Consider the following 24,438-nt stretch of genomic DNA (forward strand, 5'->3'; position numbering starts at 1 on the left):
GTGTGAGCCTTCCCCTAAGGGCAATGTCAACTCCTAATTTATAAAAAACAAACAAGCAACCTCAAGAACACGGGCCGTTCTTCAAGGTTGCCTGTTGTTATAGCCTATGTGTCACCCGTTTTGCCGAAACGATATTTCCCACAAGTATATGGAGGCGACCGAACCGTATGGCGAGTATCTGAGGCGGTATTGTTCGAATTCCTCTCTCGTGAGGGCCGGAAGCCCGTACAGATTCATAATGCCGCGACGAATCGCAATATCGCCCCAACTGACAATATCCGGCCGCTCCAGGCAGTTCATGAGCAGCATTTCCGCCGTCCAAACGCCAATGCCGGGCAGCACCGTCATCTTAGCGGCGACTTCCGCATCCGGCAAATTTCGGAGACCCTCAAGGTCGAATTCACCCGAAGCGACTTGCGTGGCGATCCAGTGGATGCAGAGTGCTTTTTTCATGGTAATGCCGCAGCGCTGAATCTCATCGGCCGAGGCTGCCGCCAAACGTTCCGGGCGAATATCGCCAAAAGCTTCCTGCATGCGATTCCAGATCGTCTGCACGGCTTTCACGGAAATGAGCTGGCCGACGATCGCGTGAACAAGCGCGGGGAACAGCTCCGGAATAATCACCCGGTCCACCCTACCCCGGCGGGACATGAAGTCCCCGAGCACCGGGTCCGCTGCCGACAAAGCTTCAATTTCCTTTGGTCCGTATTCAAAAAACTTGGTTACCACGGCGCACATGCCGATTCCTCCCCAGTAATCAGATTCCAGCGGCCTTTGTCCGTAAAGACGACAAAAGCCGTACAACTACTATAGCGTATCGGATAGCAGAATGTACGGCAGTTGGATTGAAACAGCAAGATAGTGAATATCTTATTTTTTTAGTCGCTGCGATTTGTTGAGATGGACGATGAGATGCCGGGTGGCCGGCATCAGGATGATTCCCGCCTTGGTCAGGCCGGCCCAGTAATCGAGCAGCCACTCGCCTTCTTCGCGGACATCCTTGTTACTTTTGATCTGGGCGATCCGGGAAGGATCTATCTTCTGTTTCAAATCACCGGGACGCAAAGCCAAGACGATGTCACGGGTACGAAGCCCCACCGCATTCCGGTAATCCCGAAGAGCCTGGATATCCACGGAAGCGCTAAGTTCTCTAACGTCCTCGTCATTCATTCCGTTGCCGGTGTCACGATACCGGATTCCTATTTTGCCGGGCCAATCCTGTTCTTGTTCGTCAAACACCTGCGGCCGGTCTCCCACCAGGGTGTTCAAAGTAATATCCTCGATCCGGGTGGAGTGGTAAATATGCCAAGCAATCGAGTTCACGCCCGGCTTGGGAATCCTCCGGAAATTTTCCTCGCTCATATCATCCAGCACTTCGTCCTCGAATGACCACGCATCCGGTTCGGCGATTCGGGCCGAATGAACCGCTGCATGCTGCGCCAGTATGATTTGAATGACAGATTCGTGATGCTCCGGTTTGGCGATGATCGCTTTCAATTCTTTTTGCCGGGTATTCCAAAGAACTCGTTCGTTCGACAATGTTATCCTCCCCTATTCTCCTGACTTGGCCAGCGCTTCAGCAGCAGCGTTCAAATAGTACGCCAGACCGGTTTGCTGCCCCTCCAGCATGCTCCGGTGAAAATCGTCCTCCAGAAAAAAAGAGGTTTGGAGCGCAAATTCGGCAACCGTAGCGGGATGACCATGCTTTTTCAAAAAATGTAGATGTCTATGAATTTTGTTCTGTATGCTCTCGTCGTCATATTTGAGTCCGTTTCTTAGGCTCTCAGCCATTTCTCCCATAAACTGAGCGGCTTCCAGAGCCTGTTCGTTCAGCGCCGGCACATCCAAAGGTTCCTCGCCGATGACGTCCACATCGTAGGTTTCCTGCAAATAACGATTTTGCTCTTGCAGTGCCTCCACCCACTCTTCTTCGCTGTTAAACCCTTTGAACATTTCGCCCTGATCCATGATTTCTCCTCTTTCCGTACAGATGATCGATTTTTCCAAAGTTAATAAAATATGCTCGAGTCTTTGTTTCTGACGGGCAAGAAGCTCTTTTTGCTGCGATAAAATAGCCAGACGCTCGGGATTGTCGGCAAGAAGTTGTTTAATCTGATCCAAGGGGAAATCCAGCTCCCGGTAAAACATAATTTCCTGAAGCCGCTCCAATTCCTCGTTTCCATACAGACGATATCCCGATTCATTAACTTGAGCCGGTATAAGCAGGCCTACCTTGTGATAGTGATGCAGTGTCTTGACAGTAACGTTGGCGATGGAAGCCACTTCTTTTACAGTGAACAGCATTTTGTGTCACTCCTTTCACTTTCAAGCCTAATCCCTCCTCCAAGGTAAGAGTCAAACAAAAAAACTAATCTGCTTTCTCGCTTGACCCTCCTCTTAGGTCAGAGCTTACGCTAAAGTCCGTAATATGGCTTTACGGTCCAAACTAAGTCAAACATGCTATGCATGTCACGTATGCCACGTTTGCCACGTTTGCCACGTATGCCACGTATGCCACGTTTGCCACGTACTCCACGTATGCCACGTTTGCCACGTACTCCACGTATGCCACGCACTCCTCGCCCCTCGTTGGATATTTTCCAATGATATCAACCAAATCGCCGCAGATTGTCTCTTTCATTGGAGAAAATCCAATGATATAGCCGATAATAGCCCATTTTGCACGAACTATGAGATTTTGATTGGATATTATCCAATCAACCCCCGAAATCCCCCCGCCAAAGCGCGACTCGTTGGAATTTATCCAACGAGTCAAATTGATTTTACTGGATAGTTCACTTAACAACGTGCCACAGGGCCAGTCTAACAATAATGCAGCAGTTAAAACTGGGTCCGCTCGAATCCATCTGGCCTAACTGACCTAACTCGCAATCCTCCACGCTCAACGCACCACGTCGTGCACTATCTCAACAGCTAAAACTAATTTGCACTTAATCCATCGCACCTCACCCTCCATCCTCAACTATTAACGTGCCACGGTCGCTCTATAACGCAACAGTAGAAGCTAGTTTCCTTTATCACAACGTTCTCTATGTTCTCTATGTTCCCACGACCCCGGTGCTTAGCCCTACTCACTCCTCAACACTCAACGCTCCCCAGTTCCTCCCCCACGCAAAAAGGCCGCCCCGCGCAGCAGCAACTGCTACCGGGACAGCCCCTCTTACAAGATATCTACTGAGCGACTGTTTGATCCGTCTTGCCTTGCAGCTTCACGAGCTGCATGATAACCGTCGCCGCATCCGCTTTCGTGACAGTGCCTTGCGGATTGAACTTGCCGTTTTGGCCTTGCAGCAGCCCCAGTTTAACGGTAAGCGCCACTTCGCCTTTGCTGCCGATCAAGGACTTGTCGCTGAATTGATTCAAGCTCTCATCCTCGGCCAGGAACCCTGCCAGCTTGTTGTATTTAACAATCGTTGTCAGCATAACGGCGAGCTCTTCTCTCGTCAATTTGGAATCGACCTTCAACACGGCATCTCGCTCGATCCATTTATATTGGGCAGCATAGGCTACCGCATTATAATATGGACTATCCACAGGTACCCCCGATACCGGCTTTCGTTCTCCCATTCCATAATAACCGCCATAGTCCTTATAATAAGGAGTTACGGCTTGAGCCATCATACCCAGCCATTCGCCTACCGTAATTTCTTGATTCGGCTTCGCGTTGCCGCTCTCATCAGGCACTATTACCCTATGCTGAATCAAGGTCATGAGATCCTGCTCGGCCGGATGCCCTTTCACATCGGCAGGTATAGTCACGGAAGGATTTCCGTCCCCATACCGGATGTTATCATAGGTCGTCACCCATTGCCCCGAAACGGCATCAATAACTTGAAACGGGCGATCCGGATTTTTGGACTCCGCCCCATACGCGAGCCAAGTTTTCTGCTCGATATAATTGTTATCCACAAAATGACCGCCGGTATTCATGTACTGCAGCTTCATGACGTACAGATCCCGGTATGCCTTCAGAGCTTCTTCTTTCGCCACTTTTGCGGTCGATGGTCCGGTAATTTGATCGAGTCCCGGCGTTCGGCCGAAACTGTAATATTTCAGGTTACCGTATAAATCAAAGGATAGCGAAATTCCGCCGTTACTTACCGGGACTCCTTGCACAAATCTAGTGAAATGATATCCATAGCTCTTCTTATTCTGGTTGTTAGAATTGGCCTCCTTCTGCTCCGCCAGCTTATAATCCCGGCTTGCATTTGGAGCCAAAGCATTTACGAGTTCGATCGCTTTCTGACGGACTGTCGCTTGGCTCAGCTTCACAGCTCCGGCTGGAGGACTTGATGCGTCTTCCTCCCCCATTCCCGCGTATTCTTCCATGCGAAACTCAAGAATTTGTCCTGTCAAAGCATCAACCTCTGCGATTGTTTGTGACGAGAATCCTCCCGCGTACAATCTTCCCGGCTGTTCTCCCCAGGTCAATCTCCACAATTTGCGCTCAGGATCGGCGTAATCGGAATCAAGCGATGAATACAATAAAGTTCGACCCTTGGGAATCGTAAAGACTTGTTCCACCAGTTTTTTCGCCTCGTCAGCTGTCAGTTCTGTCTTGGCCGTACGAGGAGCAAACTGTTTCTTGCCCGCCGGGACTTCCGCATATACGGTCGAGGCTGCATTCGCTTCTTCCCCCTGATAACTTAGCCTTTTCCCGGTTAAGGCATCAATCGGATAAGTCGCATTCTCCGACGGATTCCAAGCCAGTATATATTTGCTGACCTTATTATCCTTGTATATCGGAATATAACTGAGCTCGACATCCAATTCTTTAGCAAAAGTTTGCTCTGCAACGGTCTGGGAAATGGCAGCCGTCTTCTCCGGGTAGTTCAATTGGTCATAGGATTTGGAAAAGGAGATCAGATCGCCGTTGCCGTTGAGCGATACATTGACGTATTCGGGTGAAGGAATTCCATTCTTCAGCAGGCTAAAATAGAAACTGTATTGAACCGGTCCGAACAAGGAAGTCTCGTTCAGTCCCCAGGACGAGTACCCCTCCTGTTTCAGATCGCTCAGCGTAATGGAGGGAGCCGCTTTAACGATAAATGCTTTGGCTGCTTCCAACGCTTGATCCCGGGTCAGCTTTGGAGGATAATAATTTTCATTTGCTTCTTGGGCGACACTTAAATAGATACTGATCAACTCTCCGGTCAATGCATCAACCTGGGAACTAAAACCATATCCCATGCTTCCCGACGGATAGGTCCATTCGATATTCCAAACCATTTGATTCGGTGGGGGAGGATATACATTCGTTACCCCCAGCGTGATATTCTGCGCGACGGCATCCTTCAACTCCGGCAACAGTGCCTTCACCTTCCCGACAGCCTGCTCTTTTGTAATTTTGGCTTGAGACGGATCCGGTGCGGTTGTTCCCGGCATCGGAATTTCACCGGCAGCAATCTTCAACCGGGTCTCGACCGGCAAATAATCATAAGTTCCAGAGCTTGTCTCAGCTCGGGCCAGCCCCGCAGGCAGCAACACTGAAACCGCTACCAAGCTGGTACAAGCCAATCTCGTCATCCGGTTGAACTGGCTTGCCCTCGTTCTTTTCCTATTCAACTCTATCCCATCCTCTCTCCTGGATACTTCTCTCCATTCTAAGGCGTTTTAAACAAAATATCCAGAATTACCCTGTATTCCGCAAAAAAGAGACCGCCCGCCAAACCATCAGCGTACGGTCTCTACTCCATTTCTATTCACTTTGTAACTCATCCATTTACACGTTAAACCGAGGTTCGTTCCAGCAATTGCTCGACCGCAAGAACCGCCTCATCTACCGAATTGGCACGGATGGTCGTAAACTCGGCCCCCTCATACTGCTCCTCCGAATGTTCATACCGCGGATCGTAGTAATAGAGCAGTAGAAGCTCCACGGCCCGGTCGTAGTTGCCGTTCTTCAAACTTTCTCCGATTTCTACGGCGATGGGCCGATGAATGCGGGACTCGATTTTTGAAAATGCCTTGGCGCAAGCCTCCGGATGATCCCAAGGCTGGTAATCTTCCAGGATCGTCTGCACGCGTGCTTCAATCGGAAGCTCTACCCGGATATGGGTACCCTGATCCTTCTTGGCCATGACCAGCTCCGGAATAACAACCTTCCCGATCCGCTTGCTCTCCGCCTCCATGAGTACATAAGGAGCCTTCTGATACAGCAGCAGTTCATCCAGCAGCAAGGCGTCGAACGTTTTCTGGTTATGGGAGCGAAGTCCGATTTCGCCGAAAACCGATCCCCGATGCCCGGCCATGTCCTCCAGGTCAAGGACCGGATAGCCCTTTTGTTTCAGCTTCCGTAACAGTGCCGTCTTGCCATTTCCGGTATTTCCATGAATGACATAAGCCGGGGGTTCGAACGACATCGTCTCCAGCATAGCTACGACCCATTGGCGGTAAGCCCGGAAGCCGCCGGACAACCGGTAGGCATGGATGTTCATCAGGGACAACAGCGTTGCCGTCGTTTTGCTGCGCATACCGCCCCGCCAGCAGAACACGGCTTTCTTCTCTGGAATCGCCGCAAACTCTTTAATAAATGCCGGCAGCTTGGCCGAAACGATCTCGAGCCCGCGTTCCTGCGCCGCATCTACACTGACCTGCTTATACAGCGTCCCGATCTCCGCTCTTTCCTGATCGTTAAACAGCGGAATGTTGATACTGCCGGGAATGCTGGACTCCGCGTACTCCGAAGGAGAACGGACGTCGATCAGGACCAGTTCCCCCTTTTTGCGCACAGCCAGATCTTCAATGGTTATGTCTTGAAACATGATGTTTGACTCCTTCTATAAGACTTCCTACTCCACAACGATGCGTCCAGGATGTTGTTCGGTAACTTCCCCGATCAGGCTTGCCTCGACACCGGCTTGCACAAGCGCCTGCAGCAGCTCATCAGCTTGTCCGGCCTCCACCGAAATGAGCAGGCCGCCCGAGGTCACCGCATCGCACAGAATCCAGCGGCCGATTTGGTCCAGCTCCGCAGGGAAATCGATATCCCCCTCGACATGAGCAAAATTGTTTTTCGTTCCGCCTGGTACATTTCCTTGCTCGGCAAGCTCCCGCACGCGCGGCAGAACAGGAACATCGCTATGTTTAATACGGATTCCGCATCCGCTTCCTTTCGCCATTTCCAACGTATGGCCCATCAGGCCAAAGCCGGTCACGTCCGTGCAGGCGTGAACATCGTAAGGCTCCATCGTCTCGGCAGCCGTCTTGTTCAAGGTCGCCATCACGCGGGTAACCCGTTCCGTCTCTTCCGGAGTCAGCGCATCCTTTTTAATCGAAGTCGTCATAATGCCTACCCCGATCGGCTTCGTCAGGATCAGCTTGTCCCCGGCCTTCGCTCCCGCATTCGTTCTGATTCTGTCGGGATGAACAAGGCCGGTCACGGCAAGGCCGAACTTGGGCTCCTTATCGTCGATCGAGTGACCGCCTACCAGCGTAGCTCCCGCTTCCCGGACTTTATCCGCAGCCCCGCGCAAAATATCCGCCAAAATGCTTTTATCCAAAGTGGAAATCGGAAAAGCTACAATATTAAGCACGGTCAGCGGCTTGCCGCCCATGGCGTAAATATCGCTGATCGCATTGGCTGCCGCAATTTGGCCGAAGGAATACGGATCATCCACGATCGGCGTAAAAAAATCGACCGTCTGCACCAGAGCCATGTCCCCGGACAAACGGTACACGCCCGCATCGTCACTCGTATCCAAGCCCACGAGCAAGTCGGGGTTCGGCTCCGATTGAGGCAAACTCCGGATAACCTGCATCAAATCGGCAGGGCCGATTTTACAGCCGCAGCCCCCCTTACTGGATAATGAAGTCAACTTTACTGAATCCGCTGCTGCCATATATGAATCACTTTCCTTCCGTATATAAAAATATATTTAAAGATCTTTCAATGCCTGCTCCACTCTAAATCGTACTCCAATCGGCCCGGGAAAGGCAAATCAATAATGCAGCCTTGTCTCATTATGTTATACTGTAATTCGTGTCTTTGAAAATAACAAACTGTGGGGGAACATATATGGCAACATCAACGAAAACACACTCTCTCCATCCACGTACTCCTCGTACGCTCAAGACTATATTCTTCGTCGTACTCTTTGTCATCATTGCCATTGCCGGCTTAAGTTATGTTAAGTGGTGGCCGTATTATGAAAAAGCATTCAAAGCCGCGGCGAACCACTCGATCGGCTCGTCGATTCTCGGCTCGGATGTCTCCGCAGCTCCTTCTTGGAGCTCAGCTATCGAATACGCGGCCGCCTATTTCAAATCGGTATGGAAAGCCGCCGTTCTGGGCATCCTGCTCGGCTCCCTTGTACAAGTACTGCTGCCGTCCAAATGGCTCTATAAAGTGCTTGGCAAAGCCAACTTTAAGAGCACGCTTCTCGGCGGCGTCGCTTCCTTGCCCGGCATGATGTGCTCCTGCTGTGCTGCGCCCGTCGCCTGCGGTCTTCGCCGTAATAACGTCTCGGTCGGCGCAAGCCTCGCCTTCTGGATCGGCAATCCGGTGCTGAATCCGGCCACGCTCATATTTATGGCGTTTGTGCTCTCGTGGAAGTTTACCCTACTCCGGCTTGCCTTCGGGTTGATCTTGACCTTCGGAGTCAGCTACTTTGCGAACCGGTTTGCGAATACGAATGAAACGGCAGCAATCCCTGAGCCGCCCGTTCAGGAGATGGAAGAAGAGCAACGCTCCTTCTGGGTGCGATGGCTCAAAAGCCTAGGCCTGATGATTCTTAATGTCGTCCCGGCTTACGCCATTTCCGTTCTGCTGCTGGGTGCCTTTCAGCACACGATGTTCCCTGTTGCACTGGGAACCGGTATCGCCGCCATTATCGTATTTGCCATCGTAGGTACGCTGTTCGTTATCCCGACGGCGGCGGAAATTCCGATTATCCAGTCCTTCGTAGCCCTGGGCCTGGGGACCGGCCCGGCGGCGGCCCTGCTGCTTACGCTGCCAACCGTCAGCCTTCCGTCCATGCTCATGGTCGCCCGGTCTTTCCCTAGAAAGGTGCTTATGTTCGTGTTTGTCTCCGTGGTTGCGATCGGCATCGTGGGGGGCATCGCAGGCTCGTTCTTCCTGTAAAAAATCATTGAAAAACCCGGCCCGCAACCATCGTTGCGAAGCCGGGTTTTGTTTATTTCCTTGCGGTCGATTCCCGGATCATCAGTTCCGCCGGGAATGTTTTATGGGCGTGAGTTATTTTTTTATTAATCAGGTCAAATAAAATTTTGATCGTCTCCTCGGCAATTTCCTCGACCGGCTGACGAATCGTCGTAATGGATGGATGGTAATAGTAGGTGATATCAAGTCCATCAAATCCGGCGACCGCATAGTCATCCGGAACCGATTTGCCGCTCTCGAAGATCGCCTTGCAGGCTCCTACGGCCAGGCTGTCGGATACGGCAAACAATGCCGTGAATTCCTCGCCGGAACCGAGCAGTTCCTTGGTCACCTCGTATCCGTTTTCCATCGAATAGCTCTCTATGCTTTCTTTCATGCTGTAAACCAGCTTTTCGTTCAATTCCAGACCGTGATCCTCAAGCGCCTGCTTATAACCTTCATATCTTAATTTACCGATACTGACATCATCCATGGATGCCGTTATGATAGCGATCTTGCGATGGCCCTGGTTGCATAAATAATCTACCATCTTGTAGCTTTCTTTAAAGTCGTCGACGGAAACCGAAGAATACTCATGCGGATCGTAGTCCGGCGTCATGCCGATCGTACTGAGAACGAAGGGTACCGTAAGCTGGTCCAGCTTTTCTTTGGAATGAGAGAAATATCCCCCGAGAAAAACAATCCCCTTCAAGCGCTTCTCCTTTTCCAGTTCGATCGCGACTTCGATTTCATCCTGGTTCTCATCCACCCTTTGCAGAATGAACGAATATTTCTTTCTTTGAATCTCTTTTTCAAATACCTGAATCATTCGGTTAAAAAACGGATTGGTAATCCCCTTGATCAGCACGGCTATCGTCTTGGAAGCGGAACGCTTCAAATTCCGGGCGCTGTTGTTAGGAACGTAATGATTTTCCTTGATGACCTGCATAATCATTGCTTTGGTCTCTTCGCTGATGTCAGGATGATTATTGATCGCCCGGGAAACCGTAGTAACCCCAACCCCGCACATTTTAGCAATATCGATAATTGTAATTGAAGCCATGTCCGATCTTCCCTTACATTATAATCTTTCCTTCATATACTCATAGAAAATATAGCAATTAACCCCCCGGAAAACAAGGGCGGATACAAAAAAGCAGGGTTTCCCGGCAAGTTATTCCCCGGTAAAGAACCCTGCTTCGCCCGCTGCGTCTATTGCCTCGGGCATTGTTTCTGACCTTAACCTTTAACAGCGCCGGCAACGACGCCCTCAATAATATATTTTTGACAGAACAGATAAAAGATTACGATAGGCAAAATAGCCAATACCAGCATCGCCATCATCGCGCCCATATCAATTGAGCCATAGCCGCCCTTCAAGTATTGAATCGCGATCGGAATCGTTCTGTGCTCGGTGCCGATGACCAGCATAGGCAGCAAGTAGTCGTTCCAGATCCACATGACATTGAGGATAGCCACTGTAATCGCAATCGGCTTCAATATAGGCAGAACCACTTTAAAGAAGGATTGGATCGGGTTACAGCCGTCGATCAGGTCCGCTTCTTCGATTTCAAGCGGTATCGACTTCACGAACCCGCTGAACAGGAACACCGATAATCCGGCCCCGAATCCCAGATAGATGAAAATGATGCCGACCAAATTATCCACGTGCAAAATGTTAGCCACTTTCGACATCGTAAACATGACCATCTGAAAAGGAACGATCATCGAGAATACAAAAATGAAGTAGAGCATTTTAGTGAATTTCGTTTTGACCCGGGTAATGTACCAGGCGGTCATAGCGGTAAGCAGCACGATGACGGCCACGGAGCATACCGTAATAAACAAGGAGTTTCCGAAAGCATTGAAAAATCCGATCTTGGCAACGCCGCCCGTATAGTTTTTAAGGCCAATGAAGGTTTGGGCATCGGGAAGCTTGAACGGAGTGTCGCTGATGAAGAACTTTCCTTTGAAGGAGTTCATCAGCACGATCAGGATCGGTGCCAAAAACAGTACGGCTAGAATGAATAGCACTGTAACTACAACAGAATCTCTGCCCCTTGTTTTTTGCATCAGCTCTCAACCTCCTTGCTTCTTGTTGCGACAAGTTGAATCAATGCGATCAGGGCGACCAGTACAAAGAATACAACCGCTTTGGCTTGGCCGACGCCTTCCCAGCCTACGCTGCCGTAGAACGTGTTATAAATATCCAGCGCCAGCATCGAGGTTTCCTTCGACGGTGCCCCGGCTGTTAGCGCCAGGTTCTGGTCAAACAGCTTAAACGAGTTCGATAGGCTCAGGAACAAACAGATCGTAATGGAAGGCATCACGAGCGGGATAGTCACGTTGCGCAATATACCGAAACGGGTACTTCCGTCGATCATGGCCGCTTCAATAACGTCCTTGGACACATTTTGAATGCCGGCGATATAAATGATCATCATATACCCGATTAATTGCCAATTCATAAGTACAACAAGTCCCCAAAAGCCGTAGTTGGCGCTGGAGGTCAAAGTTACATCGAATTTAATCAGTACGCCGTTAATGATAAGCTGCCAAATGTAACCCAGCACGATTCCGCCGATCAGATTTGGCATGAAGAAAATCGTTCTGAACAGATTGGTCCCTTTCTTTCCCCGGGTCAACAGCATGGCCAGAAGAAACGCGAACACATTGATCGTTAACACGGAGACAACCGTAAACTTGACCGTGAACCACAATGCATTCAGAAATTCTTTATTCGAGAAGGCTTTAAGATAATTGCTGAGGCCTACCCATTTCGCATCCGTGACTGTCGTAAATTCCGTAAAAGACAAGTACACGCCGAGAACAAACGGAATGATGAACATGACCGTAAAGGCCAGAACTGTCGGTAATGCAAAAAGGGCGAAATATCTTTTTATCGATTTCTGCATGGTGTTCTTCTCCTTACCCAGGATTAAAAAAATTGCGAGGCAGAAAGAGGTCCTCTATAAGTAACCGGTCATAAAATATGCCACGGTGCACCGGTTTGGCCCACCGTGGCATGAGAGTACATGCTAATTACTTGGCTTTTTCGGCTTTCCAGCTGTCTTTAAAGATCGTTACGACTTCGTCCCAAGTTTTGTTGCCTTGAGCATATTGCAGCAGTGCGTCGCCGAATACGTTCTTGAACTCTTCACTAGGGAATGCGGCGAACGTCCAAGGTACGGATACGATACCGTCTTTGGCCATCCAGTTCGTTACTTCTTTGGCCAGCGGATCGGCCGGTTTTTCGTTTTCGTTGAAGGTGTTGAAAGGAGCGATAAATCCAAGCTCATTCGTTACGTAAGCTTTACCTTTGTCACTGGAGAACAGCCATTCCAGGAAAGCGATCGAAGCTTGTTGTTTTTCAGGAGATACCTTACTGTTGATGGAGAAGTAGTTCTCCGTACCGATAGCCAGACCTTGATTTTCTTCGCCCGTTACACCGGTGTAAATAGGCAGGAACTTGATGTCTTCGGCTTTAACTACGTTACCGTCCACTTCGTTGATTTGGGACCATCCCCAGTTTCCGTTTTGAACCATTGCGGATTGACCCAGTGCGAACTCGGCCATCGAGTCGGTTACAGATTTACTGCCCAAGAGGGAGCCTTTCGTAACCGAGTTGTTGATGTAGAGATCAAAAATGTTTTTGAAGTTCGGATTGTATTTGAATTCGACTTCGTTGGAGGCAAGACCGGCCAAAATCGTGTTGTCATATTCGGTGTTATCTTTGAATTCATAGTACAGCGGCATATTGGCCAAGTGAGTTTGCCATCTCCATTGTTCGCCGGCAGCCAGCGAAGTGGAGGAGAACACGCCCTTGATTCCTAATTGGTCTTTCTTCGCGGTCATATCTTCAACAACCGCTTTCAAAGTATCGAAGTTTTTGACATCGGCCATCGAGGATACCGAAACGGCTTTATCCGACAACTCGAAGTATTTCTTCATAATCGCGTCATTGTAGATAATGCCATAGCCTTCTACGACATAAGGAATCCCGTAAACGCCGCCTTCATTAGTTACGGCAAGGCTTTGGTCGGACAAGTAGCTGTAAAGCTTGGTGTCTTTCAAGTCGAGGGAGTAATCCTTCCAGTTCTGATAACCGACAGGACCGTTGATTTGGAAAATCGTCGGAGCGTCAGATTTGGCGATTTCAGCCTTAAGCGTAGTCTCATAAGTTCCGGCAGCCGCGGTTACGACTTTCACTTTCACGCCTGTTTCAGCTTCATAATCCTTGGCGATCTTCTCGTAAACCGGAGCAATTTCCGGCTTAAAGTTCAGGAAGTAGATCTCTCCGGCTTTGGCTGGAGCGGTTCCTGAATTGGCCCCCGAGTTCGTTGTGTCGGATCCTTCGTTTTTGTTACCGCAGCCGACCGCAAGTCCGGCGACCAAAGTTAAAGCCAGCATCAAACTCCATAGCTTTCTGACTTTCATGTGTACTTTCCCCCTCGAATGTATTCGAATTATATAGCGGAATGAATGCGCTTCCGATAATTCCGGTTTCGTTTTCGGTAATGGTTCCGAAAACGTGTCCGGCATCCTTTTCGGTAACGTTTTCAATCTCAACGTCATATTAGCACACACCTCAGGAATTCGGCAATATAAAGTTTAAAATTTCATTTATGTCGGAGTAAATCCGACGGTTTCGCTAGGTACGGTTTTCGATAGATGTTGATAACTATGCTCCCCATTGGATATCTCCAATGAAAAAGCATCTAGCCGTTTAACATCTGTGTTTTGATTGGATATTTCCAATGGAGTAAAGGAAAAGCCAACCACACACCACTGGTACGTACGGATCACTAAGGTTGGCTCTTGGGATGACAAATGGGTTCCTATGGGTCACGAACGTAACTCCCCACGCCACACATGTATCAAGCACAATTCGCCACTCAACCCGCCCACCTTAAAGAATCACAAAAAAACCGGGCTCATTCGCCCGGTTTTTAACACTATTCCACAATGCTCGATAGTTACACGCCCAGCCAGCGTTTGAACATATGCTTGCTGGTCGCCTTGTTCATTTCGGCGATGGAAGTGGTCAGCGGAATGCCCTTCGGGCATGCGCGGACGCAGTTTTGCGAGTTACCGCAGCCCTCGATGCCGCCTTCTTCCATCAGCGCCTCCAGACGTTCCTCCGCGTTCATTTCACCAGTAGGATGCGCATTGAACAAGCGCACCTGGGAAATGGCCGCAGGGCCGATGAAGTCCGTCTTCTCGTTGACGTTAGGGCACGCCTCCAGGCAGACGCCGCAGGTCATGCACTTGGACAGCTCGTAAGCCCACTGGCGCTTCTTCTCCGCCATCCGCGGGCCTGGCCCAAGATCATACGTGCCGTCGATCGGAATCCAGGCTTTGACGCGCTTGAGCGCGTTAAACATCCGGCTGCGATCGATGACCAGGTCGCGCACGACCGGGAACGTCCGCATCGGCTCGACGCGGATCGGCTGCTCCAGATTGTCGATTAACGCTGCGCAAGCCTGGCGCGGCTTGCCGTTGATCGTCATCGAGCAAGCGCCGCACACTTCCTCCAGACAGTTGGACTCCCAACATACCGCAGAGGTGTTCTCGCCTTTCAAATTGACCGGATTCCGCTGAATTTCCATCAAGGCGCTGATGACATTCATGCCCGGACGGTAATCGAGCTCAAACTCTTCCGTATAAGACGCCGACTTGGGATCATCCTGGCGAGTAATCACAAATTTCACTTTCTTCGCCGTTAATTTTGTATCCGCTGTTGCCATAGTCTCTCCCCCCCTATTTGTCCTTCGAATAATCGCGTACCCGCGGCGGGATCAAAGAGACGTCCACTTCTTCATAAGAGATCTGCGGACCGTCAGGCGTCCACGTCGCCTTGGTTGTCTTCAGGAATTCCTCATCATTACGAGTCGGGAACTCCGGTTTATAATGGGCCCCGCGGCTCTCGTTACGGAGCAGCGCGCCGAGCGTCATCGCTTCGGACAGCTCCAGCATGTTCCACAGCTGGCGGGTAAAAGCGGCGCCGGCATTGTTCCAGCGGGACGTATCGTTAATATTGATATTTTTGTAACGCTGCTTCAATTCCTTGATCTTGCCGATCGTCGCTTCCAGCTTGCTGTTTGTACGAACTACGGTCATATTTGCCGTCATCCATTCGCCCAGCTCCTTATGCAGCACATACGGATTCTCCGTGCCGTTCATGGCCAGCAATCCTTCGTACTTATCTTCTTGCGCTTTACGATAGCTCTCATAAATCTGCGGGCTAAGATCCTCCGCCGATTTTTTCAGGCCGCGGATGTATTCCACCGCTTTCGGCCCGGCCACCATACCGCCATAGATCGCGGAAACCAACGAGTTGGCCCCAAGCCGGTTCGCACCGTGATACTGGTATTCGCATTCCCCTGCCGCAAACAAGCCGGGAATGTTCGTCATCTGATTGTAATCGACCCACATGCCGCCCATGGAATAATGGACCGCCGGGAAGATCTTCATCGGAATCTTGCGAGGGTCATCGCCCATGAACTTCTCATAAATCTCAATAATGCCTCCGAGCTTCACGTCGAGTTCTTTCGGGTCCTTATGGGACAGATCGAGGTATACCATGTTCTCCCCGTTAATCCCCAGCTTCATATCGACGCAGACGCTGAAGATTTCCCGGGTCGCAATATCCCGCGGAACCAGGTTACCGTACGCCGGATATTTTTCCTCCAGGAAGTACCATGGCTTGCCGTCCTTATACGTCCAGATCCGTCCGCCTTCCCCGCGCGCGGATTCAGACATCAGCCGCAGCTTGTCATCTCCGGGAATCGCCGTCGGGTGAATTTGGATAAATTCGCCGTTCGCGTAGTTCACGCCCTGCTGATACACCGCGCTTGCCGCTGTTCCTGTATTTATAACCGAGTTCGTCGTTTTGCCAAAAATAATGCCAGGGCCGCCCGAAGCCAAAATGACCGCATCGGAAGCGAAAGTAACGATTTCCATCGAACGCAGGTTTTGCGCGCAAATCCCGCGGCATACGCCTTCATCATCCAAAACGGCAGACAGGAACTCCCAGTTCTCATACTTGGTGACCAGACCTTCCGCTTCATAGCGGCGTACCTGTTCATCCAAGGCATAGAGCAACTGTTGTCCCGTTGTCGCACCGGCAAATGCCGTCCGGTGGCGCTTCGTGCCGCCGAACCGGCGGAAATCGAGCAAGCCTTCCGGTGTCCGGTTGAACATGACGCCCATCCGGTCCATCAGGTGAATAATCCCCGGCGCCGCCTCACACATCGCCTTAACCGGCGGTTGGTTCGCCAAGAAGTCTCCGCCGTATACCGTGTCATCAAAGTGCTCCCAAGGGGAGTCGCCTTCGCCTTTCGTATTTACGGCCCCGTTAATGCCGCCCTGCGCGCAGACGGAGTGGGATCTCTTCACCGGAACGAGCGAGAACAGATGCACCTGTACCCCGGCTTCCGCCGATTTTATCGTAGCCATCAGGCCGGCCAGACCGCCGCCGACAATAATTACGCTTTGTTTAGCCATCTCTATCTTCAACTCCTAAAAGAGGTTGTTCAAAAATCAACTTTGAACTCTCATCAATTGTTTTATATAGCCATTATCCTACGAATACACGAAGCGTCTCCAGCAATGCCGTCCCATCCGCCTGGAATTCCACGCCCCGGAAGGCGAACAGCGACCAGGTGAAGAGTACCGACACAATAACAAACAGGGTCATGCAAATATAAGAAGAAACCCGTTGGGCCCGCGGACCGACCGTGATACCCCAACTGACCATGAACGACCAAAGTCCGTTGGCAAAGTGAAATGCCGCTGAGAGCACTCCGATCAAATATAGAATGAAGAAGAACGGATTCATCACGATATCGTGCATCACCCCGCCGAGTTCTTCATGAGTTACATTACCGATAGCGACCTGAAAGCGGGTCTCATAGAGATGCCAGATTACGAACGCAAAGACAAGCACTCCTGTGATCCGCTGAAGCAAGTAGCGCAAATTGCGTTCATTCCGGAACCGCGTATTGTTCGGCTTCGCCTGGAAAGCGATGAACATACCGTAAACGGCATGATACAGCAGCGGTAAAAAGATCCCAAAAATCTCAAGTACAAGGACCAGAGGCAAGCTATTAAGAAACGCGACGCTGTCCTTAAACCCTTGGCTTCCTCCTTCAACCGCGGAAAAATTCGTAATCATGTGTTCCAGAATAAAAAAACCGAGCGGGATGACACCCAGAAGCGAGTGCAGTTTTCTGGAATAAAACCCTTTCATAAGTCCATGTGCCCCTTTCCGTTTCCATCGTTCCTCTAATAATCTCATCATTCAACAAATGTCGACCGCTTGACGTATATGATAAATTACACAAAAGCGCGGTCTTATTCCCTTGTTACAAAAGTAACATGTGAACATCTTGTGTCATATTTCATGTTACTCCTTTTTATCTTATAATGGAATTGCAATATACTTATTAATACTTATAACAAATTAACATAAGGAAGGTTGGCCACGGCTATGATTGAAGATTTGCTGGTGTTTACCACGGTCGTTGAGCAATCCAGTTTAAACAAAGCTTCCAAGCTGCTTAATTTGTCACAGCCCGCACTGTCCAGAAAAATTGCCAAGCTGGAGGAAGAATGGGGAGTCTCTTTATTCTCGCGAAAAGGAAAGCGGCTGGAGCTCACCCGCGTCGGACATGAAGCCTATATCTATGCCTTGGAGCAGCGGCAGCGCCATCAGAACTTCCTGCAATCCGTCTCCAGGTTCAAGGCGAGTGAACGCAGTGTAGTTACGCTTGGCGCCAGCCTCACTACAATTCAAACGACGCTCCCGCCGCTGGTTACGGCATTAATGAACAAGTTCCCCGAAATAGAGCTTAAGCTGGTTACCGGGAAGACGCATGAGATCGTCTCCTATGTCCGCGACCGCAAAGTCGATATCGGTGTTGTCGCCTCCTCAATCAGCGAAACGGGACTCCGGTGCATTCCCTTGTTCCAGGACCATTTGGAGTTAGTGGTCCCACGGGGGCATGAGCTGGCGGGCAATCGCCGCGCGGCAATGGAGGATCTGAACGGCCGGCCGATGATCATTTTCTCGAAGGGCACCTGGTATCGGAAGCTGATCGACGATCTGTTCGGTCGTTACGGGATCATTCCGGACATCCGGATGGAGATCGATTCTTTTGAAGCGATCGTCCGCTTGCTGACCACTTGCAAGGCTGCGGCCCTGCTGCCGAAATCGTACTTACGCAAGCAATTGCTGAAAGACAACGACCTCGTCGCCGTTCCGATGAAGGAGCTTGAACAGACGCGCAGAGAAACATGCCTTGTCTACGGCGACAAATCGGAACTGAGCAAAGAAACGATGGAATGGTTTACGGGCATTAAAGAGAGTCTTGCAGAAGTGCTTTCTCAATAGAATAGAAAATTCCAGTATTCAATGCAGCAGTCGGATGATCCGGCTGCTTTTTTCATGATCTGACCCTTTGCCTGTTGACAATTCATTCCTATGGTTGTATGGTTAGTTACATAAGTAATTAACCAACATGGTGGTGAAGAAATGGGTGTGTTAAGCGACGATGGTCGGCCGATTTTTCAGCAAATTGCCGAAAAGATCGAAGATGACATTATTGAAGGTAGATTGCCCGAAGAAGCCCAGGTGCCTTCTACCAACCAATTTGCGGCCTTTTATCAGATCAACCCGGCTACGGCGGCCAAAGGCGTTAATTTGCTGGTGGATCAGGAGATTTTGTACAAGAAAAGGGGGATTGGCATGTTCGTTGCGTCGGGAGCACAAGCGGTTTTGGTCGAGAAGCGGAAGCAGCAATTTTTTGACCAGTATATCGTAGTCATGCTACGTGAAGCGGCTAAATTGGGAATATCGCCGCGGCAGATCGCGGAAATGATTCAAAAGGCAGAGTCTGCCGATTCATGAGGACGAGAGGAGAAATTGTTGTGAATTCTATTCTGGAATGCCGTCAAATTGCTAAAAATTTCGGCAGTACCGAAGCTATCCGAAACGTGACCACGACTTTTGAAGAAGGAGCCGTTCACGGGCTTCTGGGAGCCAATGGCGCCGGCAAGACAACCTTGCTTCACATTCTCTCCGGCCTGATCTATCCGAGCCAAGGGCAAGTCCTCTACGACGGCCAACAGGTCCATGACAACCCCGCCGTCACCCCGAACATCTGCCTGGTCAAGTCGGATGAACGTTCTTGGGCCGATTATAAAGTCAAAGATCTGATGCATTATTGTTCACTGCTGCTTCCGTACTGGGACGAAAAGCTCGCAACCGAGCTGCTTAGAAAATTCCGCTTGCCCGCCAAAAAGAAATATAAGCAGCTTTCCAGAGGCATGCAGTCGATGGTAGGGATCGTGAAAGGACTGGCCAGCGGCGCCCCATTGACTTTGTTCGACGAGCCGACCCTGGGGCTGGACGCCGACATGAGAGAAACTTTTTACGAATTAATGATTAACGATTGCGGTCAACGGGAGCGGACGATGATCCTGTCGACCCACCAGATCGATGAATCCTCCAATCTGTTCCAGTACATCACGCTGCTGGAGCAAGGGGTCATCACCTCCCATATGGATAAGGATGCCTTTGTGGCACAGGCGCATTACCTCCAAGGCGATTCTTCGCAGCTGCTGGCATTGGTATCAGACCCGCATGTGCTCCACGAAGAATCACTGGCCGGAACAACCGTCCTCGTCTGGTACGGGGAACTGGATAACCGGGTCGAACTGGAACGCCGGGGTATCAAAATCAGCTCAGTACCGCTGCAAAAACTGTTCGTTTATTTGACCCGCAAAGGGAATCTGAATTCGGAGGAAACAAATAATGGTTACTTCTCGTAAGATGCTGCGATTCTATTGGATGGATAACTTCAAACCGGTGACGTATTTTTGGTCTATCCTTCTGCTGGTTGATATCGCACAAGTGGTAATCATGCTTTATTTTCCGGAAATTATGAACTCCACTAACAGTTTTCTGTTCTCAGCCAACTTCGGAGCCATCGCCATCTATCTTTTGGTCTACGGCATTTTAATTGCAACGAACAGTTTCCCTTTGATGATGAGCTTTGGAATTCCCCGGCAGAGGTTTTATCTCTCTGTGATCGGAACGACGGCCATACTCTGTGCCGCCATGGCCTTGATGCAAAATATCGTCGTCTATGTAGGTTATGGGGTGACGTCGCTGTTAGGACATTCTATTGAAGAAAGCATCCCTGCGTTCTTGTCCTTATGGTACTCCCAATTTGCATTCTACCTGTTCGACATGTTTCTGTTCATCCTGCTTGGTACCGTTTTTTACCGGTTTGGCACGCTTCCCGGCTTGATTACAATCGCTTTTTACGTACTGATTTTAAACCTCAGCCCCGGAAACATGGACTTCGCGGAAAACTTTGAATTGTCGGCGCCAGGAATGTCCAACGTGATGGTTTCTCATCTATTTCTGGGATTAACCGTCATTCTGATCGGAATCGGCTGGATGCTTTACCGCCGGGCCCCGGTCCGTACTTATTAATCCAAGGAACCGGAAACCGACCCGTAAAATTAAAAGAAGCTGCCAGCAAAAGCCCTAAGGCTTTGCCGCAGCTTCTTTGATTTCGAGGCCAAGCTTTCGCGCCGCCCAGGCTGTCGTGCTCGCCTGAACGATAATCGTAAGCACGATCGCCATGAACGTAATCGCCGCAATGATCTCGGCATGCGGGACGCCCATTCCGACAATCATTCCCGACAACGCAGCCGGTATAACTCCGGTTTCGCGGACCCAGCACATAAACAGCAGCTCCCGCCAGGTCCACTTCACTTTCCGGTCCGGAAGGGCGCACAGCAGGATGGTCAACGGACGGGCTACAAACATAAGCAGCAGCACCGCCCCCAGACTCTGCCACAGGTAATGGCCCAGCGTGCCGAAATTAACCTGACTGCCCAGCAGAACGAAGATCAGCATGCGCATCATCACCGTGATATTTTCCGCAAAAGAGCCGACCTCGATATGTCTTTCCTTCATTGAAAGATTAAAGGTTTCCGCATTACCCCAAATGATCCCGGCCACAAACGTCGCCATAAACCCGCTGACATGCATCAGGTCGGCAATCAAGTAACTCGACAGGGCGCAGACAAGCATTACGATAGTCGTATATTCCCGCAGTACGCCATGCCGCGCATGTCCCGTGAAATAGGCCAGCAGCCCGGAAATGATCAGCCCGATCACAATTCCGCCGAGCGCGGTTTTTACAAAGTCCAAGGTCATCGCGCCAAAATGGAGTTCGCCGCCGCCCGCGACCGCCGCCAACAAAGCAAACGTAAGAATCGAACCCGTTGCATCATTAAATGCCGATTCGCTCTCCACCGTCTCGCGGACACGCTCCTTGATCTTCACCTGTTTGAAGATGGGGATGATCGATGCCGGGTCCGTAGATGCAATGACCGCAGCTGCGAGGAAGGCAAAAATCCAATCCACCCCGAACAGAAAATGCACGCCTGCCCCCACAACCAATACCGAGATGATTACCCCCGGGACGCTAAGCAAGGATAGGGTGATCCAAACCTTACGGAGACCGCTGAGCTTAAGATTCCTGCCGCCATCAAACAGAATGAGCGCCGAACCCAATGTTAAAATGAGCTGATTGATCAGCGAGCCGCTGGATTCATGAATGAGCTTCAAGCCGGGCCCGAGCAGCATGCCGACGGCGATGAATACGGCAACATCGGGCAGCTTGAGCCAAGCGGCTAATTTGCCGGAAACCATGCCGACACTGAGAACAAACAATACTAGGATCAGAAAATGCCGAATTGCTTCCGTTGCAGCAGATTCCATGCAGGTCACACTCCAAGAGCAGAATCACTAAAATGATTAATCATTTATAATAGCTTCGAATTCATCGATGTTTTTCTTTGCCCCGATGATGACCATGATGTCCCCAAGGATTAGATGATCCATTGCCGTCGGTGCAATAATGACGCCGTTCTCCCGGTGGATGGCTACGATGCTGCAGCCGAAACGTGCTCTCGGGTTCAGGTCGCCGACATTTTTTCCGTCCAGGCATTGCGGTACTCTCATTTCGACAAGTCTGTATTCTTTGGAAAGTTCAATGTAATCCAGCAGGTTTGGAGTTACAAGCTGATGGGCGACCCGAACCCCCATATCCCTCTCGGGAAAGATAACCCGGTCGACGCCGAGCTTCTCCAGCGCCCGGCCGTGAAGGACGGAAATCGCCTTGGCTACCACCGTTTTAATCCCAAGGTCTTTGAGAAGGATGGCCGACAGGATGCTCATTTGAATATCATTGCCGATCGCTACGATCCCGCAGTCGAAATTTCGAACGCCCAACGACTTCAGAACTTCTTCATCCGTCGCATCCGCGACGACGGCATGCGTAAGCCGGTCGCTCCATTCCTCGACCACTTCCTCGTTCCTGTCCACGCCCAGAACCTCGTAGCCGAGGTCCATCAGCTCTAGCGCCAGGCTGGAACCGAAACGCCCCAAGCCGATCACTACAAACTGCTGTGTTTTCATCTCACTTTTCCCCTTATCCTATAATCATTTTGCCTTCGGGATGTCTATATAATTCTTTACCCTTCTTCGGCCCGAGCGCATAAGCTAACGTCAGCAGCCCTAACCGTCCGGCAAACATGGTGAAGCTGATAATAATTTTCCCCGCAATCGTCAATTTTCCCGTCAGCCCCATGGAAAGGCCGACCGTACCGAAAGCGGAAGTCGTTTCGAACAAAATGCTCAGGAAGCTGGCATCTTCCGTAGTTGAAAGCACCATCGCCACGGCGATGACCAGGAACAAAGCGAGCATCGTGATCGTGACGGCTTTGAATATCCGCTCCTGGGCCAGCCGGTAACGGAACAACACGAGATCCGAACGGCCGCGGATCATGGAAATGACCGCCCCGACCAGAATCGTGAACGTCGTCGTCTTGATCCCGCCCCCGGTGGAGCTTGGCGATGCCCCGATGAACATCAGGATGATCATAAAGAATTGCGTCGCCTGCCTAAGCCCGCCGATATCCACCGTATTGGCACCCGCCGTTCTCGGCGTAACCGACTGGAAGAACGAGCTCCAGATTTTTCCGCCCCAATCCAGCGGTTGCAAGGTATTGGAGTTGGTGAATTCAAACACGAAAATAACGAGCGCTCCGACCAGAATCAATGTGGCGGTCATGGAGAGAACCACCTTGGAATGAAGCGACAATTTGCGGCGTTGCCGAAACTCGATCAGGTCGGACAAAACGATAAAGCCGAGCCCTCCGGAAACGATCAGGAACATCGTTACGAGATTGACGACCGGATCGTTTACATACTGGGTAAGGCTGCGGTACTCGCCGAACAGGTCAAAACCAGCATTGTTGAACATGGAAACGCCGTGAAAGATACCGAAGAACAGCGCCCGGCCAATCGGCATGTCGAACGACCAGCGGATTGTGAACAGAAGTGCGGCGCAGCTCTCGATAATCAGGGAATACATCAGCACCTTACGGATCAGCCGGACGATCCCTTCCATCGTATTTTGGTTCATCGCCTCCTGGAGCAGAAGCCGGTCTTTCAGCGAAATCTTTCGTTTAAACACCAGAGCGAACAAGGTCGCCATGGTCATGAACCCCAGACCGCCTACCTGGATCAGCAGCATAATGACCACCTGGCCAAATGTTGAGAAATAGGTTCCTGTATCCACTACGACAAGCCCTGTTACACAGGTTGCTGAAGTAGCGGTAAAGAAAGCGTCAATAAAAGGAAGCGACTCTCCCGTACTACTGGAAATCGGCAGCATCAAAAGCAGCGAACCGGCCAAAATAATGAACGCAAAGCCCAACACAAGGACTTGGGGTGGGGAAAATCTGATCCATTTGGAAAGCAACGGGCTCACCTCATTACTCAATTTGGCAAAAAAGAAACAATGAAAAAAAGCACTGGAAATCCAATGCTTTTTGATTGGTCCCTGCTGCAAAGGCCTACGAGGTTAGCTGACGGATTCGGGCTTGCGCGGTCTGCCCTATTCGCTTTTTCACCAGGCGCAATGCAAGTGAAGCAGCGAAATTCACCCCTAAATATCGGTTCCCCCGTTTTCGGTAGAAATTCGGCCAACATATTAAGTTACATTCATTTTCATTTCATTTTCGTCAAATTGGATTATAATCCTTATTCACTTCCATCACAAAGGTTTAATTGGATGAAATAGATCGAAAATGACTTAAAAGAGTTGAAACAGACCGTAAGGTGAATGCTTATCTAAGCCATGCTGGGATTTGCCGTGGTTATTGCGCTTTTACGCGAAACAAGCTTCGTCTCTGGCGAAGAAATCTCCCCTGTGTTATCTTTACTGTGA

Annotated in this window: 22 protein-coding genes and 1 riboswitch; of the genes, 5 read left to right on the plus strand and 17 right to left on the minus strand. The window is 50.4% G+C overall.

Annotated features, from left to right (window positions below; genetic code table 11):
• Positions 1–111 precede the first annotated feature (111 nt).
• The 7 genes from NYE70_RS12110 to selD all read right to left on the minus strand — a co-directional run bounded on the left by NYE70_RS12110 (position 112) and on the right by selD (position 7,862).
• Positions 112–738, minus strand: a complete 627-nt coding sequence (locus NYE70_RS12110) for a DNA-3-methyladenine glycosylase family protein (protein WP_341046182.1) — start codon at positions 736–738, stop codon at positions 112–114.
• A gap of 132 nt (positions 739–870) precedes the next feature.
• Complete coding sequence (locus tag NYE70_RS12115; RefSeq protein ID WP_341046183.1) at positions 871–1,539, minus strand: DinB family protein; 669 nt, start codon at positions 1,537–1,539, stop codon at positions 871–873.
• A gap of 12 nt (positions 1,540–1,551) precedes the next feature.
• Positions 1,552–2,304 (minus strand): MerR family transcriptional regulator, encoded by a 753-nt coding sequence (locus NYE70_RS12120; protein ID WP_341046184.1) that lies wholly within the window; start codon positions 2,302–2,304, stop codon positions 1,552–1,554.
• 142 nt (positions 2,305–2,446) lie between these two features.
• Positions 2,447–2,641 carry a hypothetical protein gene (locus NYE70_RS12125; RefSeq protein WP_341046185.1) on the minus strand — a complete coding sequence of 65 codons (195 nt, stop codon included), beginning with the start codon at positions 2,639–2,641 and terminating at the stop codon, positions 2,447–2,449.
• Positions 2,642–3,192: 551 nt separating this feature from the next.
• Positions 3,193–5,586: an S-layer homology domain-containing protein gene (locus NYE70_RS12130; protein WP_341046186.1), complete on the minus strand. Its 2,394-nt coding sequence runs from the start codon at positions 5,584–5,586 to the stop codon at positions 3,193–3,195.
• A 164-nt stretch (positions 5,587–5,750) separates the two neighbouring features.
• Positions 5,751–6,785, minus strand: a complete 1,035-nt coding sequence (gene mnmH, locus NYE70_RS12135) for a tRNA 2-selenouridine(34) synthase MnmH (protein ID WP_341046187.1) — start codon at positions 6,783–6,785, stop codon at positions 5,751–5,753.
• A 27-nt stretch (positions 6,786–6,812) separates the two neighbouring features.
• The gene (gene selD / locus NYE70_RS12140; RefSeq protein ID WP_290406566.1) at positions 6,813–7,862 is read right to left on the minus strand and encodes a selenide, water dikinase SelD; all 1,050 of its coding nucleotides are present in this window, start codon (positions 7,860–7,862) and stop codon (positions 6,813–6,815) included.
• A 176-nt stretch (positions 7,863–8,038) separates the two neighbouring features.
• On the opposite strand from selD, the gene NYE70_RS12145 reads away from it, so the two are divergent.
• Entirely contained in the window at positions 8,039–9,103 is a 1,065-nt protein-coding gene (locus NYE70_RS12145) for a permease (RefSeq protein WP_341046188.1), read from the plus strand.
• 52 nt (positions 9,104–9,155) lie between these two features.
• On the opposite strand, the gene NYE70_RS12150 is transcribed toward NYE70_RS12145, so the two are convergent.
• From NYE70_RS12150 to NYE70_RS12180, 7 genes are all read right to left on the minus strand, one after another.
• Positions 9,156–10,184 carry a LacI family DNA-binding transcriptional regulator gene (locus tag NYE70_RS12150; protein ID WP_213655972.1) on the minus strand — a complete coding sequence of 343 codons (1,029 nt, stop codon included), beginning with the start codon at positions 10,182–10,184 and terminating at the stop codon, positions 9,156–9,158.
• Between the two features lie 176 nt (positions 10,185–10,360).
• Positions 10,361–11,194, minus strand: a complete 834-nt coding sequence (locus NYE70_RS12155; RefSeq protein WP_211023503.1) for a carbohydrate ABC transporter permease — start codon at positions 11,192–11,194, stop codon at positions 10,361–10,363.
• Positions 11,194–12,036 (minus strand): carbohydrate ABC transporter permease, encoded by an 843-nt coding sequence (locus tag NYE70_RS12160; RefSeq protein ID WP_211023505.1) that lies wholly within the window; start codon positions 12,034–12,036, stop codon positions 11,194–11,196. The genes NYE70_RS12155 and NYE70_RS12160 overlap by 1 nt, the downstream gene beginning before the upstream one ends.
• A gap of 127 nt (positions 12,037–12,163) precedes the next feature.
• Entirely contained in the window at positions 12,164–13,558 is a 1,395-nt protein-coding gene (locus tag NYE70_RS12165; RefSeq protein ID WP_341046189.1) for an ABC transporter substrate-binding protein, read from the minus strand.
• A 539-nt stretch (positions 13,559–14,097) separates the two neighbouring features.
• On the minus strand, positions 14,098–14,868 hold the full coding sequence (gene sdhB, locus NYE70_RS12170) for a succinate dehydrogenase iron-sulfur subunit (protein ID WP_211023509.1): 771 nt from the start codon (positions 14,866–14,868) through the stop codon (positions 14,098–14,100).
• A gap of 13 nt (positions 14,869–14,881) precedes the next feature.
• Positions 14,882–16,627 carry a succinate dehydrogenase flavoprotein subunit gene (gene sdhA / locus NYE70_RS12175; protein WP_211023511.1) on the minus strand — a complete coding sequence of 582 codons (1,746 nt, stop codon included), beginning with the start codon at positions 16,625–16,627 and terminating at the stop codon, positions 14,882–14,884.
• A 73-nt stretch (positions 16,628–16,700) separates the two neighbouring features.
• Positions 16,701–17,372, minus strand: coding sequence for a succinate dehydrogenase cytochrome b558 subunit (locus NYE70_RS12180; protein ID WP_211023513.1), 672 nt, complete (start codon positions 17,370–17,372; stop codon positions 16,701–16,703).
• A 240-nt stretch (positions 17,373–17,612) separates the two neighbouring features.
• Between NYE70_RS12180 and NYE70_RS12185 the strand changes: the two genes are divergently transcribed.
• From NYE70_RS12185 to NYE70_RS12200, 4 genes are all read left to right on the plus strand, one after another.
• Positions 17,613–18,515 carry a LysR family transcriptional regulator gene (locus NYE70_RS12185; protein WP_211023515.1) on the plus strand — a complete coding sequence of 301 codons (903 nt, stop codon included), beginning with the start codon at positions 17,613–17,615 and terminating at the stop codon, positions 18,513–18,515.
• Between the two features lie 141 nt (positions 18,516–18,656).
• Positions 18,657–19,031, plus strand: a complete 375-nt coding sequence (locus tag NYE70_RS12190; protein ID WP_211023518.1) for a GntR family transcriptional regulator — start codon at positions 18,657–18,659, stop codon at positions 19,029–19,031.
• A 20-nt stretch (positions 19,032–19,051) separates the two neighbouring features.
• Positions 19,052–19,954 carry an ABC transporter ATP-binding protein gene (locus tag NYE70_RS12195; protein WP_341046192.1) on the plus strand — a complete coding sequence of 301 codons (903 nt, stop codon included), beginning with the start codon at positions 19,052–19,054 and terminating at the stop codon, positions 19,952–19,954.
• Positions 19,938–20,624: a hypothetical protein gene (locus tag NYE70_RS12200; protein ID WP_213655966.1), complete on the plus strand. Its 687-nt coding sequence runs from the start codon at positions 19,938–19,940 to the stop codon at positions 20,622–20,624. Before NYE70_RS12195 ends, NYE70_RS12200 begins: the two co-directional genes overlap by 17 nt.
• Before the next feature lie 54 nt (positions 20,625–20,678).
• Here the strand turns inward: NYE70_RS12200 and NYE70_RS12205 are convergent, their stop codons facing one another.
• The 3 genes from NYE70_RS12205 to NYE70_RS12215 are packed head-to-tail and all read right to left on the minus strand — an operon-like array spanning position 20,679 to position 23,970.
• Positions 20,679–21,923, minus strand: a complete 1,245-nt coding sequence (locus NYE70_RS12205; protein ID WP_213655965.1) for a cation:proton antiporter — start codon at positions 21,921–21,923, stop codon at positions 20,679–20,681.
• Positions 21,924–21,959: 36 nt separating this feature from the next.
• Positions 21,960–22,622 (minus strand): potassium channel family protein, encoded by a 663-nt coding sequence (locus NYE70_RS12210; RefSeq protein WP_211023526.1) that lies wholly within the window; start codon positions 22,620–22,622, stop codon positions 21,960–21,962.
• Between the two features lie 13 nt (positions 22,623–22,635).
• Positions 22,636–23,970 (minus strand): TrkH family potassium uptake protein, encoded by a 1,335-nt coding sequence (locus tag NYE70_RS12215; RefSeq protein WP_373316841.1) that lies wholly within the window; start codon positions 23,968–23,970, stop codon positions 22,636–22,638.
• A 75-nt stretch (positions 23,971–24,045) separates the two neighbouring features.
• Positions 24,046–24,205: riboswitch (cyclic di-AMP (ydaO/yuaA leader) on the minus strand.
• Positions 24,206–24,438: the final 233 nt, after the last annotated feature.

Source organism: Paenibacillus sp. FSL R5-0407, from assembly GCF_038009185.1.
Taxonomy (GTDB): domain Bacteria; phylum Bacillota; class Bacilli; order Paenibacillales; family Paenibacillaceae; genus Fontibacillus; species Fontibacillus vini.

What these genes read in the sequence shown, in the direction of transcription:
- NYE70_RS12110 (WP_341046182.1), bottom strand. Translation starts at nt 738, where the DNA reads ATGTGCGCCGTGGTAACCAAGTTTTTTGAATACGGACCAAAGGAAATT.
- NYE70_RS12120 (WP_341046184.1), bottom strand. Translation starts at nt 2,304, where the DNA reads ATGCTGTTCACTGTAAAAGAAGTGGCTTCCATCGCCAACGTTACTGTC.
- NYE70_RS12125 (WP_341046185.1), bottom strand. Translation starts at nt 2,641, where the DNA reads ATGAAAGAGACAATCTGCGGCGATTTGGTTGATATCATTGGAAAATAT.
- mnmH (WP_341046187.1), bottom strand. Translation starts at nt 6,785, where the DNA reads ATGTTTCAAGACATAACCATTGAAGATCTGGCTGTGCGCAAAAAGGGG.
- selD (WP_290406566.1), bottom strand. Translation starts at nt 7,862, where the DNA reads ATGGCAGCAGCGGATTCAGTAAAGTTGACTTCATTATCCAGTAAGGGG.
- NYE70_RS12145 (WP_341046188.1), top strand. Translation starts at nt 8,039, where the DNA reads ATGGCAACATCAACGAAAACACACTCTCTCCATCCACGTACTCCTCGT.
- NYE70_RS12150 (WP_213655972.1), bottom strand. Translation starts at nt 10,184, where the DNA reads ATGGCTTCAATTACAATTATCGATATTGCTAAAATGTGCGGGGTTGGG.
- NYE70_RS12155 (WP_211023503.1), bottom strand. Translation starts at nt 11,194, where the DNA reads ATGCAAAAAACAAGGGGCAGAGATTCTGTTGTAGTTACAGTGCTATTC.
- NYE70_RS12160 (WP_211023505.1), bottom strand. Translation starts at nt 12,036, where the DNA reads ATGCAGAAATCGATAAAAAGATATTTCGCCCTTTTTGCATTACCGACA.
- NYE70_RS12165 (WP_341046189.1), bottom strand. Translation starts at nt 13,558, where the DNA reads ATGAAAGTCAGAAAGCTATGGAGTTTGATGCTGGCTTTAACTTTGGTC.
- sdhB (WP_211023509.1), bottom strand. Translation starts at nt 14,868, where the DNA reads ATGGCAACAGCGGATACAAAATTAACGGCGAAGAAAGTGAAATTTGTG.
- sdhA (WP_211023511.1), bottom strand. Translation starts at nt 16,627, where the DNA reads ATGGCTAAACAAAGCGTAATTATTGTCGGCGGCGGTCTGGCCGGCCTG.
- NYE70_RS12180 (WP_211023513.1), bottom strand. Translation starts at nt 17,372, where the DNA reads ATGAAAGGGTTTTATTCCAGAAAACTGCACTCGCTTCTGGGTGTCATC.
- NYE70_RS12185 (WP_211023515.1), top strand. Translation starts at nt 17,613, where the DNA reads ATGATTGAAGATTTGCTGGTGTTTACCACGGTCGTTGAGCAATCCAGT.
- NYE70_RS12190 (WP_211023518.1), top strand. Translation starts at nt 18,657, where the DNA reads ATGGGTGTGTTAAGCGACGATGGTCGGCCGATTTTTCAGCAAATTGCC.
- NYE70_RS12200 (WP_213655966.1), top strand. Translation starts at nt 19,938, where the DNA reads ATGGTTACTTCTCGTAAGATGCTGCGATTCTATTGGATGGATAACTTC.
- NYE70_RS12205 (WP_213655965.1), bottom strand. Translation starts at nt 21,923, where the DNA reads ATGGAATCTGCTGCAACGGAAGCAATTCGGCATTTTCTGATCCTAGTA.
- NYE70_RS12210 (WP_211023526.1), bottom strand. Translation starts at nt 22,622, where the DNA reads ATGAAAACACAGCAGTTTGTAGTGATCGGCTTGGGGCGTTTCGGTTCC.